19 protein-coding genes, 1 tRNA gene and 1 pseudogene are annotated in these 16,246 nt (G+C 69.8%); 14 read left to right on the forward strand and 7 right to left on the reverse strand.

What is annotated here, in order from left to right:
• Positions 1 to 55 precede the first annotated feature (55 nt).
• Positions 56 to 1,171 carry a serine hydrolase domain-containing protein gene (locus FIV44_RS26350; protein ID WP_141007039.1) on the forward strand — a complete coding sequence of 372 codons (1,116 nt, stop codon included), beginning with the start codon at positions 56 to 58 and terminating at the stop codon, positions 1,169 to 1,171.
• Between the two features lie 22 nt (positions 1,172 to 1,193).
• Positions 1,194 to 2,417 (forward strand): deoxyguanosinetriphosphate triphosphohydrolase, encoded by a 1,224-nt coding sequence (locus FIV44_RS26355; RefSeq protein ID WP_181410846.1) that lies wholly within the window; start codon positions 1,194 to 1,196, stop codon positions 2,415 to 2,417.
• Positions 2,418 to 2,483: 66 nt separating this feature from the next.
• On the opposite strand, the gene FIV44_RS26360 is transcribed toward FIV44_RS26355, so the two are convergent.
• Positions 2,484 to 3,434: a hypothetical protein gene (locus FIV44_RS26360; protein WP_141007040.1), complete on the reverse strand. Its 951-nt coding sequence runs from the start codon at positions 3,432 to 3,434 to the stop codon at positions 2,484 to 2,486.
• A gap of 53 nt (positions 3,435 to 3,487) precedes the next feature.
• On the reverse strand, positions 3,488 to 4,294 hold the full coding sequence (locus FIV44_RS26365; RefSeq protein WP_141007041.1) for a L,D-transpeptidase: 807 nt from the start codon (positions 4,292 to 4,294) through the stop codon (positions 3,488 to 3,490).
• 176 nt (positions 4,295 to 4,470) lie between these two features.
• Between FIV44_RS26365 and dnaG the strand changes: the two are divergent.
• From dnaG to FIV44_RS26410, 11 genes and pseudogenes are all read left to right on the forward strand, one after another.
• Positions 4,471 to 5,697 (forward strand): annotated as a pseudogene (gene dnaG, locus FIV44_RS33740) (DNA primase); the annotation flags it as partial.
• Between the two features lie 233 nt (positions 5,698 to 5,930).
• Positions 5,931 to 6,362 (forward strand): hypothetical protein, encoded by a 432-nt coding sequence (locus FIV44_RS33745; RefSeq protein ID WP_342778859.1) that lies wholly within the window; start codon positions 5,931 to 5,933, stop codon positions 6,360 to 6,362.
• Positions 6,363 to 6,372: 10 nt separating this feature from the next.
• Positions 6,373 to 6,873 carry a hypothetical protein gene (locus FIV44_RS26375; protein ID WP_141007042.1) on the forward strand — a complete coding sequence of 167 codons (501 nt, stop codon included), beginning with the start codon at positions 6,373 to 6,375 and terminating at the stop codon, positions 6,871 to 6,873.
• Positions 6,874 to 6,961: 88 nt separating this feature from the next.
• Positions 6,962 to 7,037, forward strand: a tRNA-Asn gene (locus tag FIV44_RS26380).
• A 124-nt stretch (positions 7,038 to 7,161) separates the two neighbouring features.
• Positions 7,162 to 7,758 carry a DUF6907 domain-containing protein gene (locus FIV44_RS26385; protein ID WP_141007043.1) on the forward strand — a complete coding sequence of 199 codons (597 nt, stop codon included), beginning with the start codon at positions 7,162 to 7,164 and terminating at the stop codon, positions 7,756 to 7,758.
• Positions 7,759 to 7,807: 49 nt separating this feature from the next.
• Entirely contained in the window at positions 7,808 to 7,939 is a 132-nt protein-coding gene (locus FIV44_RS33395; protein WP_281285771.1) for a hypothetical protein, read from the forward strand.
• The gene (locus tag FIV44_RS26390) at positions 7,939 to 8,214 is read left to right on the forward strand and encodes a hypothetical protein (RefSeq protein ID WP_141007044.1); all 276 of its coding nucleotides are present in this window, start codon (positions 7,939 to 7,941) and stop codon (positions 8,212 to 8,214) included. Before FIV44_RS33395 ends, FIV44_RS26390 begins: the two co-directional genes overlap by 1 nt.
• Positions 8,215 to 8,289: 75 nt before the next feature.
• Positions 8,290 to 8,796, forward strand: coding sequence for a hypothetical protein (locus FIV44_RS26395; RefSeq protein ID WP_141007045.1), 507 nt, complete (start codon positions 8,290 to 8,292; stop codon positions 8,794 to 8,796).
• A gap of 65 nt (positions 8,797 to 8,861) precedes the next feature.
• Positions 8,862 to 9,746 carry a helix-turn-helix domain-containing protein gene (locus FIV44_RS26400; RefSeq protein WP_141007046.1) on the forward strand — a complete coding sequence of 295 codons (885 nt, stop codon included), beginning with the start codon at positions 8,862 to 8,864 and terminating at the stop codon, positions 9,744 to 9,746.
• A 193-nt stretch (positions 9,747 to 9,939) separates the two neighbouring features.
• Positions 9,940 to 10,764 (forward strand): hypothetical protein, encoded by an 825-nt coding sequence (locus tag FIV44_RS26405; protein ID WP_141007047.1) that lies wholly within the window; start codon positions 9,940 to 9,942, stop codon positions 10,762 to 10,764.
• 65 nt (positions 10,765 to 10,829) lie between these two features.
• A complete protein-coding gene (locus FIV44_RS26410; protein WP_141007048.1) occupies positions 10,830 to 11,396 on the forward strand; it encodes a hypothetical protein in 567 nt (188 codons plus the stop codon).
• Between the two features lie 92 nt (positions 11,397 to 11,488).
• Here FIV44_RS26410 and FIV44_RS30880 read toward each other — a convergent pair whose 3' ends face one another.
• Complete coding sequence (locus FIV44_RS30880; protein WP_181410847.1) at positions 11,489 to 11,665, reverse strand: hypothetical protein; 177 nt, start codon at positions 11,663 to 11,665, stop codon at positions 11,489 to 11,491.
• A gap of 65 nt (positions 11,666 to 11,730) precedes the next feature.
• Between FIV44_RS30880 and FIV44_RS26415 the strand changes: the two genes are divergently transcribed.
• The gene (locus FIV44_RS26415; protein WP_141007049.1) at positions 11,731 to 12,000 is read left to right on the forward strand and encodes a hypothetical protein; all 270 of its coding nucleotides are present in this window, start codon (positions 11,731 to 11,733) and stop codon (positions 11,998 to 12,000) included.
• Between the two features lie 3 nt (positions 12,001 to 12,003).
• Here the strand turns inward: FIV44_RS26415 and FIV44_RS26420 are convergent, their stop codons facing one another.
• From FIV44_RS26420 to FIV44_RS26435, 4 genes are all read right to left on the reverse strand, one after another.
• Positions 12,004 to 12,795: a hypothetical protein gene (locus FIV44_RS26420; protein ID WP_141007050.1), complete on the reverse strand. Its 792-nt coding sequence runs from the start codon at positions 12,793 to 12,795 to the stop codon at positions 12,004 to 12,006.
• A 106-nt stretch (positions 12,796 to 12,901) separates the two neighbouring features.
• Positions 12,902 to 15,520, reverse strand: coding sequence for a hypothetical protein (locus FIV44_RS26425; protein ID WP_181410848.1), 2,619 nt, complete (start codon positions 15,518 to 15,520; stop codon positions 12,902 to 12,904).
• Complete coding sequence (locus FIV44_RS26430; RefSeq protein WP_141007052.1) at positions 15,520 to 15,717, reverse strand: hypothetical protein; 198 nt, start codon at positions 15,715 to 15,717, stop codon at positions 15,520 to 15,522. The genes FIV44_RS26425 and FIV44_RS26430 overlap by 1 nt, the downstream gene beginning before the upstream one ends.
• Positions 15,718 to 15,863: 146 nt before the next feature.
• On the reverse strand, positions 15,864 to 16,244 hold the full coding sequence (locus tag FIV44_RS26435) for a hypothetical protein (protein WP_181410849.1): 381 nt from the start codon (positions 16,242 to 16,244) through the stop codon (positions 15,864 to 15,866).
• Between the last annotated feature and the right edge of the window lie 2 nt (positions 16,245 to 16,246).

Here is a 16,246-nt window from a genome sequence, read left to right on the forward strand (position 1 = left end):
GAATGGGTGGCGTCCCCGATGGGGGCGGGCCGGTACGGCGTGCACGGTGGAGGGCATGTCCCGACGACTCCTCGTCCATCTGACCGGTGCGCTGACCGTGGCCGTGCTCGGAGCCGGCCCGGCCCCACCACCCGACCACGAGGCGCTCGCGGCGAGCATCGCCGGGCTGCCCGAGCCCGCGGTCACCGGAGCGCAGGTGCGGGTGACCGGCCGGGACGACCGGTGGGCCGGCCGGTCCGGCGTCCGCGACGTCCGCACCGGGCGGCCGGTGCCGGAGGACGCGAGCTTCCGGATCGGGAGCGTCACCAAGATGTTCACCGCGGCGCTGGTGCTGCAGCTCGCCGCCGAGGGACGGCTGCACCTCGACGACCCGGTCCAGCGCCTGCTACCGGGCGTGCTGCCGTCGTCGTACCCGATCGTGACGGTCGGACAGCTCCTCGACCACACCAGCGGGCTGCCGATGTCGACCGAGGACGCCGGGCACGAGGACCCCGCCTGGGTCGTGCGGCACCGGTTCGACTGGCACACGCCGCGAGCGGTCGTCCGCTCGGCGACGGAGCGGCCGATGGCGTTCGCGCCCGGGACCCGGCAGCAGTACAACGGGATCAACTACTTCCTCGCCGGCCTGGTCGTGGAGGGGGCGAGCGGGCGCAGCTACGCGCACGAGCTGCGGGCCCGACTGCTGGAGCCGCTGCGACTCGACCGCACCTACCTGCCCGGCCGCGGGGAGGTGCGGCTGCGCGGTCCCCACGCCCACGGGTATGTCCGCGTCCACGGCCGGCTGGTCGACGTCACGGCCCAGAGCGCCTACGCATGGGCCGAGGGCGGGCTGGTGTCGACGACCCGTGACCTGGCGCGCTTCCTCGACCGGCTCATGGCGGGGCGCGTGGTCCCGCAGCCCTGGCTCGACCGGATGCTCGCCGTACCGGATCTGCCCGACGCCGGTGGCGGCGACGCGAGGTTCGCCGCCGGCCTGGAGCGCACGGCGCTCCCGGGCGGCGTCGTGGTGTACGGCAAGAGCGGCAGCGTGCCGGGCTACCGCACGCTCGCCGTCGCGTCGCCCGGGTCGAGCCGCACGCTGGCGCTCTCCCTCACCACCACCGGCAACGGCGACGGTGGCGAGGACGACCGGCTGATGCGGATCGCGCTCGCCGCGTTCACGTCGGGGTGAGCCGCGCCGATAGGGTCGCCGGGTGGACGAGGTGGAGCAGCGGTACGACGCCCACGCGCGCGAGCGGATCGTGCCCGAGCCGCCGAAGCGGGTGGAGGCGCCCGAGCGGCTGCCGTTCGAGCGGGACCGGGCGCGGGTGGTGCACGCGGCGTCGTTCCGGCGGCTGGCGGCCAAGACCCAGGTGGTCGGCCCGCAGAGCGACGACTTCGTCCGCAACCGGCTCACCCACAGCCTCGAGGTCGCCCAGATCGCGCGCGACCTCTCCCGCGCGCTGGGCACCCACCCCGACATCACCGAGACCGCCGCGCTCGCCCACGACCTCGGCCACCCGCCGTTCGGCCACAACGGCGAGCGCGTGCTGGCCGAGCTGGCCTCCGGCTGCGGCGGCTTCGAGGGCAACGCCCAGACGCTGCGGCTGCTGACCCGGCTGGAGGCCAAGACGCCGGACGCGGGCCTCAACCTGACCCGCGCCACGCTCGACGCCTGCACGAAGTACCCCTGGAGCCGGGCCGAGGCCGCCGGCCACGACGGCAAGTTCGGCGTGTACGACGACGACCGAGCCGCCTTCGACTGGCTCCGCGCCGGGGCACCGGAGGGCCGGCGGTGCCTGGAGGCCCAGGTGATGGACCTCGCCGACGACGTGGCGTACTCCGTGCACGACGTCGAGGACGGGACCGTCGCCGGCAAGGTCGACCTGACCCGCCTCGACACCGCGGCCGTGTGGGACACGGTGCGGTCCTGGTACCGCCCCGAGGCGACCGACGCCGAGCTCGACGACGTGCTCGACCGGCTGCGGGAGGTCGGGAGCTGGCCGCGCACGCCGTACGACGGCGGGCGGGCCGGTCTCGCCGCGCTGAAGAACCTCACCAGCGACCTGATCGGCCGGTTCTGCGGAGCGGTCCAGCAGGCGACCTTCGCCACCGGTCCCGGCCCGTTCGTCCGCTATGCCGCCGACCTGGTGATCCCGCCGGAGACCTGGGCCGAGATCACCGTGCTCAAGGGGATCGCGGCCCACTACGTCATGGAGGCCGCGGACCGGGTCGCCCTGCAGGCGCGCCAGCGCGAGCTGCTGGCGGCGCTGGTCGACGTCCTGCTGGACCGTGGACCCGACGCCCTCGACGAGACCTACGCCGCCGACTGGAGGGCGGCCACCGACGACGCCGCCCGGGCCCGGGTGGTCATCGACCAGGTCGCCTCGCTCACCGACGCCAGCGCGGTCGCCTGGCACGAGCGACTGCTCGGCTGAGCGAGGCGAGCACCACCGACCCGTCGCGTCTCGGACGCGACGGGTCGGTGGTGCGGCGGAGCCGAGTCAGCCGGTGACCGGCACGTGGTCCTTGACCGGCTTGGGGGCCGGCGCGTCGTCCGGAGCCGGCGCGCGGTCACTGGTGACATTGCCGCAGGTGGCGGAGGCGACGGTCAGCTTGATCTGGTCGAGCACGTTGAGGTAGAGCGCGTCCACGGTGAAGGTGCCGTCGGCGTTGGGCGTCTGGCGGTTCACGACGAGCTCGATGATCGGCGGGACGCCGGCGACGTCCGGGATCTTGACCGCCTGGTTGGCCTTCTTGGTGTCCACGTTGACCGGGAGGCCGAGGGCCTTGAGGTCCGCGACGGTGGTGGTGCCGGTGTTGCCGGTGCACCTGGCCTCGATCGCGCCGGCGCCGACCAGCCGCAGCTTGCCGGCGAGGACGTCGCACAGGCCGTCGAGCTGGCCGTTGGTCAGGTTGCTGATGTCGAGGGCGCCGAGCGCGGACAGGTTGAGCGGCGTGCCCTGGGTGGCGGTCCCGACCTGGTCGAGGACGCCCTGCAGCTGGGTGAGCAGCGGGCCGAGCACCTGGGTGTTGACCGGGTCGAGGACCGGGCCGAGCTGGCCGACGATCTGCTGGCAGACCGTGTCGAGCTGGCCGGTCAGCGTGCCCTGCGGGTCGATGGTGGACAGCAGACCGTCGCCCACCGCGAGGTCGGCGACGCTCGCGCTCGCGGCGCCGTTCTGCGCCGAGGCGTTCACGATGCCGCCGCTGGCGACCGGGTTCGTGGGCAGGCCGATGAGGGAGTCCGTCTTGAGCGTGCCGTCCGTCGAGGTGACGGCCGGCATCCGGTCGATCACCGCGTTGTCGGCGATCGCGAGCTCGAGGCCGTATGCAGACGACGGGTTGCCCGCCGCGGTCGCCGAGCCGCCCGCGAGGAGGGACACGGACGTCGCCGCTCCCGCCACCAGCAGCAGGGCGCCGGCGACCGGAGCCAGGTGCCTCTTGTTCTTCATGGGTGTTCCCTTCATCCTCATCACTTGTCCCCGAGGTGGAGCAGTTCGCGGGGTCAGGCCTCGTCGACCATGACCGGGGTGCCGATGGGCACGGTGCGGAGCAGGTCGAGCGCGTCATCGGGCACCCGCACACAGCCGTGGCTGATGGCCTTGCCGAACACGCTCGGGTCGGTCCAGCCGTGCAGCGCCACGGTGCCGGGGCCGCCGCCGTACGAGTCGAGCGTCTCGCTGTGGGTGCCCAGCGGCATGATCACCGGTGAGAACGGCTGCTTGTCGTCGATGATCTGCCCGAGCACGAACGTCCGTCCCACCGGCGTCGGCGTGCCGCTGGCGCCGATCGCCACGGTCCAGCTCCCGACCAGCTGGTCGTCCTCGAACATCTCCAGGGAGCGCTGGCCGAGGTGCACCTTCACCAGGAACCTGCTGCGCGCCTCGGTGAGCTCCGAGCCCCGGATCCACCCGGTCGAGCCGTTCGGCTTCGACGGCAGCAGCACCTGAACCCAGGTCCGGTTGCGGGTGATCACCGGCAGCCAGGTGTCGCCGAACTGGGTCGGCTTGATCTTGCCGAACGGTGTGCCGTCGGGCTCGTCGTACAGCGCCGTCACCCGCTTCGGGTGCACCACGGTGCCCTTGGGGACCTTCATCGGTCGCGGGTCGAGCGGCGCCGCGTCGAGGGTCGTCGTCGTGGAGCTGACCGGCAGGTCCTTCAGGTCCAGGTCGATCGAGGAGAGCGGCGCCGACCGCTGCTCCGTCGCGTCGTCGCCGTCCTTGAGGACCATGACCAGGGCCGAGATCGCGAAGAGCAGCACGATCAGGGTCACCGGCCAGCTGGCGCGGCTGCGCGCAGACGCCTGCTCCATGCTCGGTCCCTCCCCGAACGCTCATCCCCATGACCCCTTCGTGCGGTCCTCCCGCGCATGTAACGAGGCGGATGCGACGAAGGTCACGCTCAGGCGGACGAAATCTGAGCGGCCCCCGGCCGGCCGCCCGGGTCAGGGCGCCGCCGTCGGGTCGGGGCCGTCAGTAGGATCGCGGCATGGCCGGCCGGATCCGTGACGAGGACATCGCCGCGGTCCGGGAGCGGGCGCGGATCGACGAGGTCGTGTCCGGCTACGTCACCCTCCGCAACGCCGGCGGCGGCTCGATGAAGGGCCTGTGCCCGTTCCACGACGAGAAGTCCCCGTCGTTCAACGTGACGCCGACGCGCGGATTCTGGCACTGCTTCGGCTGCCAGGAGGGCGGCGACGTCTTCACGTTCCTGATGAAGATCGACGGCCTCAGCTTCGGCGAGGCCGTGGAGCGGATGGCCGACAAGTACGGCATCCAGCTGCGCCGCGACGAGACCGGCCACGACGACCGCCCCAAGGGACCGCAGCGCCGCCGTCTCGTGGAGGCGCACGCCGTCGCCCAGGAGTTCTACGCCGAGCAGCTCGGCGGCCCCGACGCCCTGGCCGCGCGGCAGTTCCTCGCCGAGCGGGGGTTCGACCAGCAGGCCGCGCTCACCTTCGGCATCGGCTTCGCCCCGCGCGACGGGGAGGCGCTGTGGCGCCACCTGAGCGGCCGGAGGTTCAGCTCCGAGGAGGTGATCGCCGCCGGCCTGGTGGCGATGGGCCGCTCGCTCTACGACCGGTTCCGGGGCCGGCTGCTGTGGCCGATCCGTGAGGCCAACGGCGACACCATCGGCTTCGGCGCCCGGCGGCTCTTCGACGACGACCGGATCGAGGCCAAGTACCTCAACACCCCCGAGACCCCGATCTACAAGAAGAGCAACGTGCTCTACGGCATCGATCTGGCCCGCAAGCCGATCGCGCTGCGCTCCCAGGCGGTCGTCGTCGAGGGCTACACCGACGTGATGGCGTGCCACCTCGCCGGGGTGGGTACGGCGGTCGCCACCTGCGGCACCGCCTTCGGCGACGACCACGCCCGGGTGCTGCGGCGCTTCCTCGACGACCACGCCGAGCTGCGCAGCGAGGTCGTGTTCACCTTCGACGGCGACGAGGCCGGCCAGAAGGCCGCCCTGCGCACCTTCGAGGGCGACCAGCGCTTCGTCGCGCAGACGTACGTCGCGGTGGCTCCCGAGGGGATGGACCCCTGCGAGCTGCGGATCAAGGAGGGCGACGCGGCCGTCCGCGACCTGGTCGCCAGCCGCCGCCCGCTCTACCGGTTCGTCCTCGAGAACGTCGTCGGCCGCTACGACCTCGACCGCGCCGACAGCCGCGTGGACGCCCTCCGCGCCGGTGCCCGGCTGGTCGCCAGCGTCCGTGACCGGTCCAAGGTCGACGCCTTCGCCCGCGAGCTCGCGGGGATGGTCGGCGTCGACATCGAGCAGGCCCGCACCGAGGTGCGCAGGGCCGCGGCGCGAGGCCCCGAGCGCAGCGGCCGCCCCGACCGCGGCCACGCCCCGCAGGCCCCGGCGGCGGACGAGCCGCCCCGCGCTCCGCCGTACCGGATCTCCGGGACCCGCGCTTCGGCATCGAGCGGGAGACCCTCAAGCTGGTGCTGCAGCAGCCGCTCGCGATCGGGCGCACCACCGCCGACATCGGCAGCAACGACTTCACCCACCCCACCTACCGCGCCGTGTGGGACCTGGTCGCCGCCGCCGGTGGCACCGTCGCCGGGCAGAACGACCCGGGCTGGGTGGCGCGGCTGCGCGACGCCGCCACCGACCCGGCGGTCTCGTCGCTGATCAGCGCGCTCGCGGTCGAGCCGATCCCGGTCAACCGCGACGTCGACGCCGGGTACGTCGCCCACCACGTCCACCGCCTGCAGGAGCTGACGGTGCTGCGCCGGATCGACGAGGTCCGCTCCCGCCTACAGCGCACGAACCCGCTCGAGAACGCAGGCGACTACAACAAGATGTTCGGCGAGCTGGCTGCGCTCGAGCAGCACCGGCGCACCCTGCGCGAGAAGATCGTGGGCGCCCCGTGAGGATGCTCCCGTGAGGTTCCCGCCCCTCCCGTCGCGCCGCCCGCCCTTCCCGGTCGGGCCGGGGGAGCGGCTGCTCGCCTGGGCCGTGGTCCGGCAGCCCGGCGACGGCCCGCCCCTCGTCGGCGGCACCCGCGACGCCCTCTACCTCCCCGGCCGGATCCCGTGGGAGCAGGTCGCCAGCGCCGACTGGGACCACGAGGAGTCGGTGCTGCGCGTGGTCGAGGTCGCCCGCTTCGGCGAGCCCACCCCGCTCCACGTCCTGCGCCTCGACGACGCCGACCGCCTGCTCCAGCTCGTCCGCGAGCGGGTCACCGCCAGCATCGCCGTCCAGCGCCATGTCGCCGTCTCCGGCCGCCGCTCGGTGCGGATCCTCGCCCGCCGCGCCCCCAGCGGCCACGGCGACCTCGCCTGGTTCGTCGAGTACGACGACGGGCTGGACCCCACGGACCCGCAGGTCGACGCGGTGGTGCAGGAGGCGCTGGCCGCGGCCCGCGCCGACGTCCAGGTCTGACGCCTCGGGCGGGGCACCTCGATTTCTGGCGACCGCCCCTGCCTTGCTAGTGTTTCCCCGCTCCACCCCGTGGGTGGACACGTAGCATTCCCCCGTAGCTCAACTGGCAGAGCATGCGACTGTTAATCGCAGGGTTATTGGTTCGAGTCCAATCGGGGGAGCCAGACACGAAACAGCCCGTGACCTGCGGAAACGCAGAGATCACGGGCTGTTTCTCTTCCTGCAGGTGGGTGCTTGCATCGGCTATGCATCGTTGAGCGACAGCCTCTCCAACCGAGAGGAACGCAGATGACCGCCACTCCAGAGGCCTCAGAAGTCCCCGTCCTCGTCTGCCCACCGTGGTGTACGACGCCGCCGGAGGAGCACGCCAGGGACCTGGCTGACCCGCTCGACGGCGCCACGTTCCACCGCAGCGAGGTGATCGACGCCTGGGACCTGCCGACCCGGCAGGCGCTGCGGGTCCACGTCGACATCTGGGACAGCCCGCGAGGTGGCCGCCGCGAGGGCCCCGTCATCAACATCGACGGCAAGATGAGTCGCGGCGGCCAGGACTACGCCGAGCTGGATCCGCCGGACGCGCGTCGGCTGGCAGCGGCGCTGGTCGAAGCCGCGGATCTGGTCGAGCAGACGACGGCTCCGGTCACCGACGCCGAGCCGCTGGTCCACTTCTGGGTCTGCACGCCGGAGGGTCGTCCGTTCCTGTCCCGGCTGTTGTGTGACGCGGCCGCTCAGCGTCCGGCTGACGGGTCGCGGATGACGTCGGCCTGGGTGGGCGTGACGTGCCCTGGATGCCTTGCTGCGGGCCCGACAGCGGTGGAGGCGATCAAGGGGCTGCCTGACGTGGCTCTGGTCGCTCTGGGGGCCTGGCAGGCGACAGGGCGATGACGACCAGCGCCACCCCGCCGCCGCGCTGCTGTCGGCTGCTCGGCGGAAGATGAAACAGGCCATCGGCGAGATCGAGGGCGTCAGGTTCACCGACGACCAGCGCGAGCTGCTTGGCGTTCGGGTCGGCGAGGTCGAAGGTTTGCTCTCCGAGTTCCGCGGCGAGTTGGAGGCGAACGCCTGATGTACGACCTGATCCGATCCGCCGACGGTCGTCCGGTCGAGGTCGAGCGCATCACCTCCTACCCGGTCGACCTGCCGGAGGGTGTGACGCCGTTGGTGTCGACCCAGCTCGTGATGTTGACCATCGACAACTACGGCCACTTCTTCGAGCTTCCGGCTGCGCGTCAGCTCGTCTACGACCTCGCCTCGGCGCTGACCGAGGACGACGACACCGCGAGCAAGGTGTGGAAGATCGTCGGCGGCCCCGAAGTGTCGGACCCGAGTCCGACCCTGTAACCGAAAGCGGCCCCGGACTGGTGCGCCAACACCAGTGGGGCCTTGGAACCCCGTCCCCGAGGAGGACGCAGAACCATGACGACATCATCCACCACAGCCGAGCCTGACCGGGTCACCGAGGGCACCATCTACGACCTGCCGAACCCGCTGGCACGCGCCTACGGGATGGCGATGCTGCTGGGTCTGAAGATTGAACTGCTCAAGCCCGAGGGCGACAGCGGAGACTTCCTCGCCGCGCTGACACTTGACGTCGACGACCGCGGCATCCGAGACGTCGCCCTGATCTGCGATGCACTCGACGACAACACCAAGGCCGAGGCGATCTTCTTCGTCCTGTCGATCGTGGCCTGCAACCGGGAGATGGGGCTCGACCTGTCCCCGTGGTGCGGCGACGTGGACGGAAGGCCGTTCGTCGGTGTCACGACCGAGCGTGTCACACCGGAGAAGGCTGGCTTCGGTCGCCTGGCGGTCGAGATGAGTCGATCGGCGGGTATCGCAGATCCGACCGCCTTCGTGATCGCCGACCCCTCCGAGGCGCCAGGTGGCGTGCATGGCCTCAACGACACCATGGAGACACAGTGATGGCGACGTCCTACGGGTCGCTGTGTCGACCGGTTCAGGCGGATCTTCGGCAGAACCTTCGACAGATGGCGAAGGACCGGGGCTGGACCCTCACCGAGACGGCGAAGGCTGCCGGGATCTCCTACTCCAAACTGACACAGGGCATGTCGGCCAACCGTTGGTTCCTCGAAGACGAGGTGGCCAGCTTGGCGGCCGCTCTCGAGGTCTCGGTAGATGAGTTGATGGGCGAGTCGCTGTTCAAGGCCACGGCGCGTGGCAGCAAGTTCGACAAGCCTCGCCCGAGGACCGTCGGCGAGGACGTGGGTACCGGTCGTGGCCGGGCCCTGTGCTGTGAGTGCGGCACGTTCCGGAGGTTCACGGTCGCCGAAGAGGTGTACGACGGCAAGCACGTGATGGACGTCAGCGATGACCCGCTCGGCCGGCGGATGCTCACCACCGTGCCGTGTCGGAACTGCGGCAAGGACACCACTCACGCGGTCCTGCGCACCGACAAGCACCGGGACGTCGCCGAAGAGTGGATGGCCGAGCCGACACGCGAGCAGCAGGCAGTGGCTGATCGAGACCGACTGATCAGGCGGATCGCCGAGTTCGGGGTGGACGTGCACTTTCGCACTCGTAGGCCGAAGGATCGTAGCCGGGGCTTCTTGATGAAGTACGAGTTCGACGAGTCCAAGGATCGGTGGCGCATCGAGATCGACCCGAATGCCCCAGGAAGAGTCCAACACCTCGCCCTCGTCGACGCGTGGCATCGCATCGCCACCGATCAGCACGGTGACGATGTCGATTGGGACCCACGCGACGGCGTGGTGAGTACGGGCAAGGGCGCCCTCTGGAGCGTGGCTGTCGAAGAGCTCGTAGTAGACATTCGGCGCGCGCTGCCGATGGAAGGGCAGAAGATGCGCCTGACGGCGATCGACGGGATGGCCCGCGCGGAGGAGAAAGCCCAGTGATCTGCCGCCACCACATCCGTGGCCGCGAGCCACCAAGCTGCCCGCCCTCGATGGGCGGGCGCCGACTTCGGTCCCAGGTGTTGCACCTGGACCACCTGGACCACCTGGACCACGTCGTACACCCTGTGCTCACGACCGGCGTTTGCGCAGGTCATCCCCGGCGTACAGCCCATCCCGAGAGAGACCTTCACCCGTGCCCGATGACCAATCTGCTGACCATGCTGACCGACCCGATGTCGAGATCGTCGAGGTCACCCCGCAGATCGCCGAGACCTGGCTGAGCCGCAACCCGAACAACCGCAACCTGCGCCGCCCGGTCGTGGACTCCTACGCCCGTGACATCGAGGCGGGTCGCTGGCGGCTGAACGGGGAGACAGTCAAGTTCGGGCCCGGTGGTGTGCTGCTGGACGGCCAGCACCGCCTGAGCGCCGTCGTACAGGCGGGTACATCTGTACCCATGGTCGTGGTCAGGAACCTCGGCGGCGACGTCATGGCGACCGTGGACACCGGCGCCAAACGCTCGTATGCCGACGCGCTCAAGCTCGCCGGGGAAGAGAACACCACCACCCTGGCCGCAGTCGTGCGGCGGGCGGTGATGTGGGAACGCGGGATGCGGACCAACACCGGGGCGATCAAGCCCACCGCCCTGGAGATGGACGACTTCCTCGACCGCCACCCCGAGATCCGAGCCTCAGCCGACCTCGCCTCGAGATTGGCGTCGCGGGAGACGCTGCCGGCCTCGGTGTTCGGGCTGTGCCACCACCTGTTCGTCCGCCTCGACCCCGAGCAGGCCGACCTGTTCCTCATGCGCGTCGCCGACGGCGACGAGGTCCCCAAGGAGCACCCCATCGCCCAGCTACGCCGTCGGATCACCCTGCTGCGCGTGCGCGGAGGCCGGATCAACGAGACCGAAGGACTCGCCCTGGCCATCCAGACCTGGAACACCGTCCGCGCCGGCCACACCCGCCTCCGGATGCCCCAAGCGCTGACCAACGACAACTTCCCGGTGCCGCAGTGACGAAGTTCCAGCAGGTGCGGCCAAACGCAGGACAGGCCCGGACGCAGCGTCCTACCGTTCCCGCCATGAGCTTCTCTTTCCGGCTCGCGACGACGATCGCAGCAGCAAGTTGCGCACTCCTCGGACTCTCCGCCTGCGGTGGTGAGGAGGGCCCGACTGCTGAGGAGAAGGCGCAGGCCGAAGCCAACGCCTCAGCAGCAAGTGCGTCAGCTGCTTCGGCGTCGGCGCAGGCATCACGCTCAGCGGAGCAGCAGGCCCAGTACGACGCGTGTACGACGGCGACCGCAGACCTGAGGACGGCCTTGAACGATGTGAACTCCCGCCTGAGCATCGGCCTGAACTACCAGGACTACGGCGACAAGCTCGGCGACGTTCAGGTGGCCTACGACGGCGCGATCGACGAGATCATCGAACTCGGAGGCGACTGTCTCACGACGGTCGGCAAGCCGCTGGAGAACGCGTTCAACCAATACATCGAGGTCAAGAACATCTGGTCCGACTGCATCGGCGATTACAACTGCGACTTCAGCGAGGGCGAGACCAACCGCAAGGTTCAGGACCGCTGGGCCAAGGCAACGAAGATCCTCGACCGCGCTGAGGAGAACCTGGACACGCTCGCGCCGACGCCGTGATCGAGGATGCCTCGGAGGCAAGCTTTGTAGTGCCTGTCTGCGTCAAAGGTCGTCGTCGGCGTCTCTCGTGATGGGCGGGGAGCCGTCCAGGTTCAAGAGTCTTGATGGCGGCGGTTGCGCTCTCTGCGTGTGAGGTCGGCTGACAAAAGGACGATGACTGCGCCGATTGCGGCTCCTGTCCAGTCACGCTCGATGACATTCATCGCGGTGAGGACCACGCTCGCGACGAGCATGAGTGGCGGCATGTACATCTCGATGAACTTGGTCACCTCGGACACGGTAGCCAGGGTCCCTCACGATCGCCTGATTCGAACAGGTGTTCTAGTATCTGTGGATGACGGTCGCCCTGCCCTGTGTGGTGTGGGTGGACATCTCTGGCGGTGCCCAGCATGGGCCGGACCCGTGGCTGGGGCTGCTGCTGGAGTGGCGGCAGACGGCTGATCGGCAGGGGAACGCTTACTGGGAGGGGCTGGTGGCGATCGCGCGGGGTGGTGGTGTGTACATCCGGCCGTCAGTGTCGGTGGAGTGGATGCGTGCCGAGTACCTCACGCCGGTCGAGGTGGCACGGTTGCCGAGGCATCGAGATCGGCCGGCTGGGCGGTAGGCCTCAGGCGTTGATCCGCGGTTGCACGAGCCCGAGCGTGGGTGCTTGTTCGGCTTCGGCGTCGGTGAGCATGCAGCAGTTGCGGAAGGTCTTGTTGTAGCGCTCGCAGGGGCAGGGTTCGTCGGCTGCGGCGGTGATGTGGCAGTCGAGGGCGCGTTTGTCGGAGCCGCATCCGCAGGGGGCGATTTGGGCTCGTGGGTGGAGGGTGTTGGCGACGAGGCGGTCGAGTTCGTCGCCGGTGTCGTTGAACTCGTGGATGACTTCGGTGCGGATGCGTCCGGGGGCGATGCGGGTCCACATGAGCTTGCCGGCGACGATGACGCGGAACCTGGGGTCCGGGAACAGGGCTCGGTGGGTTCGAGCTGCGTCGGCGAGGTCGATCCACTGAGCGCGGCTGGCTGGTGCGGGCAGCTCTGGCTGCTCGGTCCATTCCTCGCGCCATTGTGGGTTTTCGTCGAGCCATCCGAGACGTTCGACCTCGAAGGACTGCGGTCGATAGGTCAGCGGGGTGGGCATGATGTGGGCGCCGGTGACTTGCTCGGGTTCGAAGTTGTGCTCGGCGAGGTAGCGGTAGGCGACGAACTCGCCGGCTTTGGTGGAGTTGCCGATGAAGAAGGCGGATCCCTCGGTTTCTGGGGTGCGTTCGCCGAGAGAGTTCCAGGCTGAGCGGAGCATCTGGGGGGCGTGGTCGGCGGTGTCGTCGAAGCTGACGTCGAGCTCGCCGAACTCGATCTGCGCTGCGACGCCGAAGGTGTGGTCGCCTTGGGTGGCCAGGATCGCGTCGAGGTGGGGCATGGCCATGAACTTGGTGCGGTGGCCGAACTCGCGGCACCAGGGGTGTAGGCGGCGGTGTCGGTGACGAGCTCGGCGCGGTTTCCGTAGGTCGCGAACGCGATGAGGGTCATGCAGCCATCTCCTGGTTCTTCTCGACGTGGTCCGTCCAGTTCCCGACGGCGCCGCCGGAGGCGAGGGCGTAGGTGTCGCGGGTCTGGATGCCGCGAGCCAGCATTCGCTCGACGACCTCGGCGCGCGACATGCCGGCGTTGATGTCCTTGAGTTCGGCGCGGAACTCGTCGGCCTGGCCACGACGGTTGGAGATGACCTCCTCTAGTGGCGCCAGCATGTACAGCAGGTAGTCGCGGTATCCGCCGCCGTCGTCGGGGACGGTCGAGCCTGCGTCCGAGCGGATGGGGCGGCCGCCGAAGCGGGGGATCGTGCCGCCGTCGGCGGGATTCTCCAGTGGCCCGCGGAACGGGTCAGTCGCCCCGCCCCGGTTGCCCTTGGGTCCGCGGACGTTCTCGTAGAAGTTCTTGAACGTCGTCGAGACCGTGATGTCCTTGCTGCGGATGGAGTCAAGCTGAGCCTTGAGGCTCTGGAGGGCCGCCTTGGCGGCGGCGGTGTCGGCAGTGATCTTCGGGTCAGCGTGGGCATTCGCCAGCTCGCGCAGTGCGCGCAGCAGTTCCCGGGCTCGCTTGTCCAGGCCGCCGGCTTCCTCGGCGCCCTGCTTGAAGTTGCGGATCGCGGCGCGGAGGAAGTCGCCCCGGTCCGCCTCGTCGAGGTGCTCGGCGAACTGGAGGGCGGACTCGGCGATCTGGTTGAGCGCCTCGCGGTTGGCGCGACCCTTCTCGGTGTTGGCGTCGAGGGTCTTGCCGTTCTCCTTGACCGAGGCGGTCATGTTGTCGATCGCGGCTTGGTAGGCGTCCCACGCGGCCTGCTTGTTGAGGACTGCGTCGAGGTCGCTGTAGGCGGTCTTGAGCTTCTCTACGGAGTCGGCGAGATCGTCAGTCGGTCCGACGGCGCCGTCGGCTGCGACGCCGGCAGCTTCGAGGGCGCCCTTGTAGCCGGGGAGCAGCTTGATCAGGTCCCGCTTGGCAGAAGCGGACAGCCCTTCGGACTTGGCGAGGTCGTCGAAGGCTCGCTTGGTCTCGTCGGCCCCGACGTTGCCGATCATCTGCACCAGTGCCTGGTCCAGCGAAGCCGCTGCCTTCTTGGCCTTCTCGGTCTCGACCCCCATGTATCCGAGCTGTGGGGCGAATGCCTTGAACACGCCGCCGATGTTGACCCCGAGCAGTGTGGCGTTGTCGACGGCCTTGGCGAGGTCAGCGGACAGGGTCTTGAGGCCGCCCTGGTTCGCCGCATCAGCGAGCTCCTTGAGGCTGCCGCCGAGCTCTTCCCTGAGGCCGGAGGCGTCGAGGCCCTGTAGCGAGGTGGAGAGCTTCTCGACGCTCGGGGCGGCGCCGACAGCGGAGTCGCGGATGCCGTCGAGGACCTGGGTGCCGATCTCGATCCCGACCAGGGCAAGCATGGCCTTCTGCACCATGCCGAGAGCGGCAGCGGTACGAGGGCTCTGTACGCCCATCGCCTTCAACTGCGTGTTGGCGCCCGCCAGCGCGGCACTCAGGCCGCGTGAGGCCAGCGAGAGCGCGGAGACCGCGGTGACGGCCGTAAGGATCGGGGTGCCGAGAGGTGAGTCGGCGATGGTGGCGATCGCATCGGCGAGCATCGTCAGCGACTCCAGGACCGGGCCGCCGAGCGGCGCCGCAGCCTCGCCGATCTCCAGGATCGCGCTACCGATCGCCTTCGCGGCATCGGCAACAACAGGGCCGCTCTCGCGGACGTAGTCGACGAACTCCTTGAAGCCCTCAGTTTCGTCGAGCCCTGCGGCCCAGTCGTCGAACGAGTCCGCGACGTCGACCAGCCAGTCGCGGACGTCGTCGTTGACGGGGTCGAAGGCCATCCACAGCTCGGCGAGGCCGTGCGTGAGCGAGCCAACGGTGCGGGAGAGGTCGGAGATCGCCTGCGGTGCCTCGGCCTCGATGAAGTCGAAGAAGTCGGCCCAACGGTTGCCCGCCAGAGAGCGCGCCCCGTCCGCGACGGCGTTGCCGCCTGCAGTGGAGACGGCTTCGAGGATCCGCTCGATCCGCGGGGCGGCCTTCTCCAGGGAGCCCAGAGCCTGGGTTAGCCCGGGGAACCAGCCACGGGCAGCGGCCTCCTGGAGGTCGCCGAGAACAGGCCGGATCTCCTGGAAGCGGGTGACGAACTCGCGGGCCTCGGGGGCCAGCTTGGCCATGGCCTGCTCGGCCTTCGCCAAGTTGGCCGCCGTGGGCTCCAGGCGCGCTTCCTCGACGACCTTGAGCGCATCCCCGACACCCTGGACAGCGACGAGCAGCGACAGCGCCCCCGTGGCCGCGAACCCGAGCTGGGAGGCGATGCCGGCGACGCCAGCGACCGCGACGGCGCTGATCGGCGAGGCCGTCGGCCCGAAGACGCCCATGAATCGCGCCAACAGCGAGAGGCGTCCCGAGAGCTGGTTAATGTCAGCGCTCGTGCGGCGGGTGCTCTGTGAGACCTTGTCCATGTCGCGCTCGACACCCCGCGCGAACCGGCTGGACACGATCGCCTGACCCGCCAGCCGATCCAGCTCGTGATTCAGAAGCGCCGTCGCCCCAGCCGCCCGGCCCATCGGACCAGAGAAGTCGTCCTGGAGGTCCAGGATCACGCGCTCGCGACGAGTAGCCATCAGGCCACCTCCTTCGGCCGCGACTGCTCATGCAGCGCGCCCAGCAGCATCCCGAGATGGGCCAGCAGCTCGACCAGCTTCGCGTGCTCCTGCCACACCATCCGCGTGAACAACCGACTCACGGCCTGGTCGAGCCAGCCGAGGATCAACCCCTTCTCGCCCTCGCCGGTGTCGGCTGCGGCCTTGACCAACGCCACCAGCTGGGACTGGACCACCGGCGGGAGCGCTGCGAGATACACAGAAGGATCAGCAGCGGAACCAGCAGTAGGATCAGCGGCTGGAGCGGTACCGGGATCGGTGGAGACATTCGGGGTGGGCATGGGGGCTCCGTTCGCTCGGGTCATCACTGGCCGTACCTCCACTGCTGCTGCCAGCGCGCGATGCCGCCCTCACGCTGAGCGTTCACCTTGGCCTGCGGCACACCCTGGGCATCGAGGTCGGGCAGCTTGAGCTGAGCCAACTGGCGGCCCAGCAGGGCCTTCTGCTGACGGGTCTCGGACAACAGCGGATGCTCACGCAGCTGACCCATCGAGCCCGAGGTGACCAACGGCTCGTCGACCATCGCGGCCTCCAACTCCGCGATCAGATCGACCGTTTTGCACGCCGATTCGAGCAGAACCAGCTCGTCCGGACGCAAGGTGTAGGCCGGAACCACGCTGCGCCACAGCTTGCGACCGTGCTTCTTCAACCCCCGAGGAGGGGTCTTCACGCGTGAGTCAGTCATCT

It is taken from the genome of Nocardioides humi (assembly GCF_006494775.1).
Lineage (GTDB): Bacteria > Actinomycetota > Actinomycetes > Propionibacteriales > Nocardioidaceae > Nocardioides > Nocardioides humi.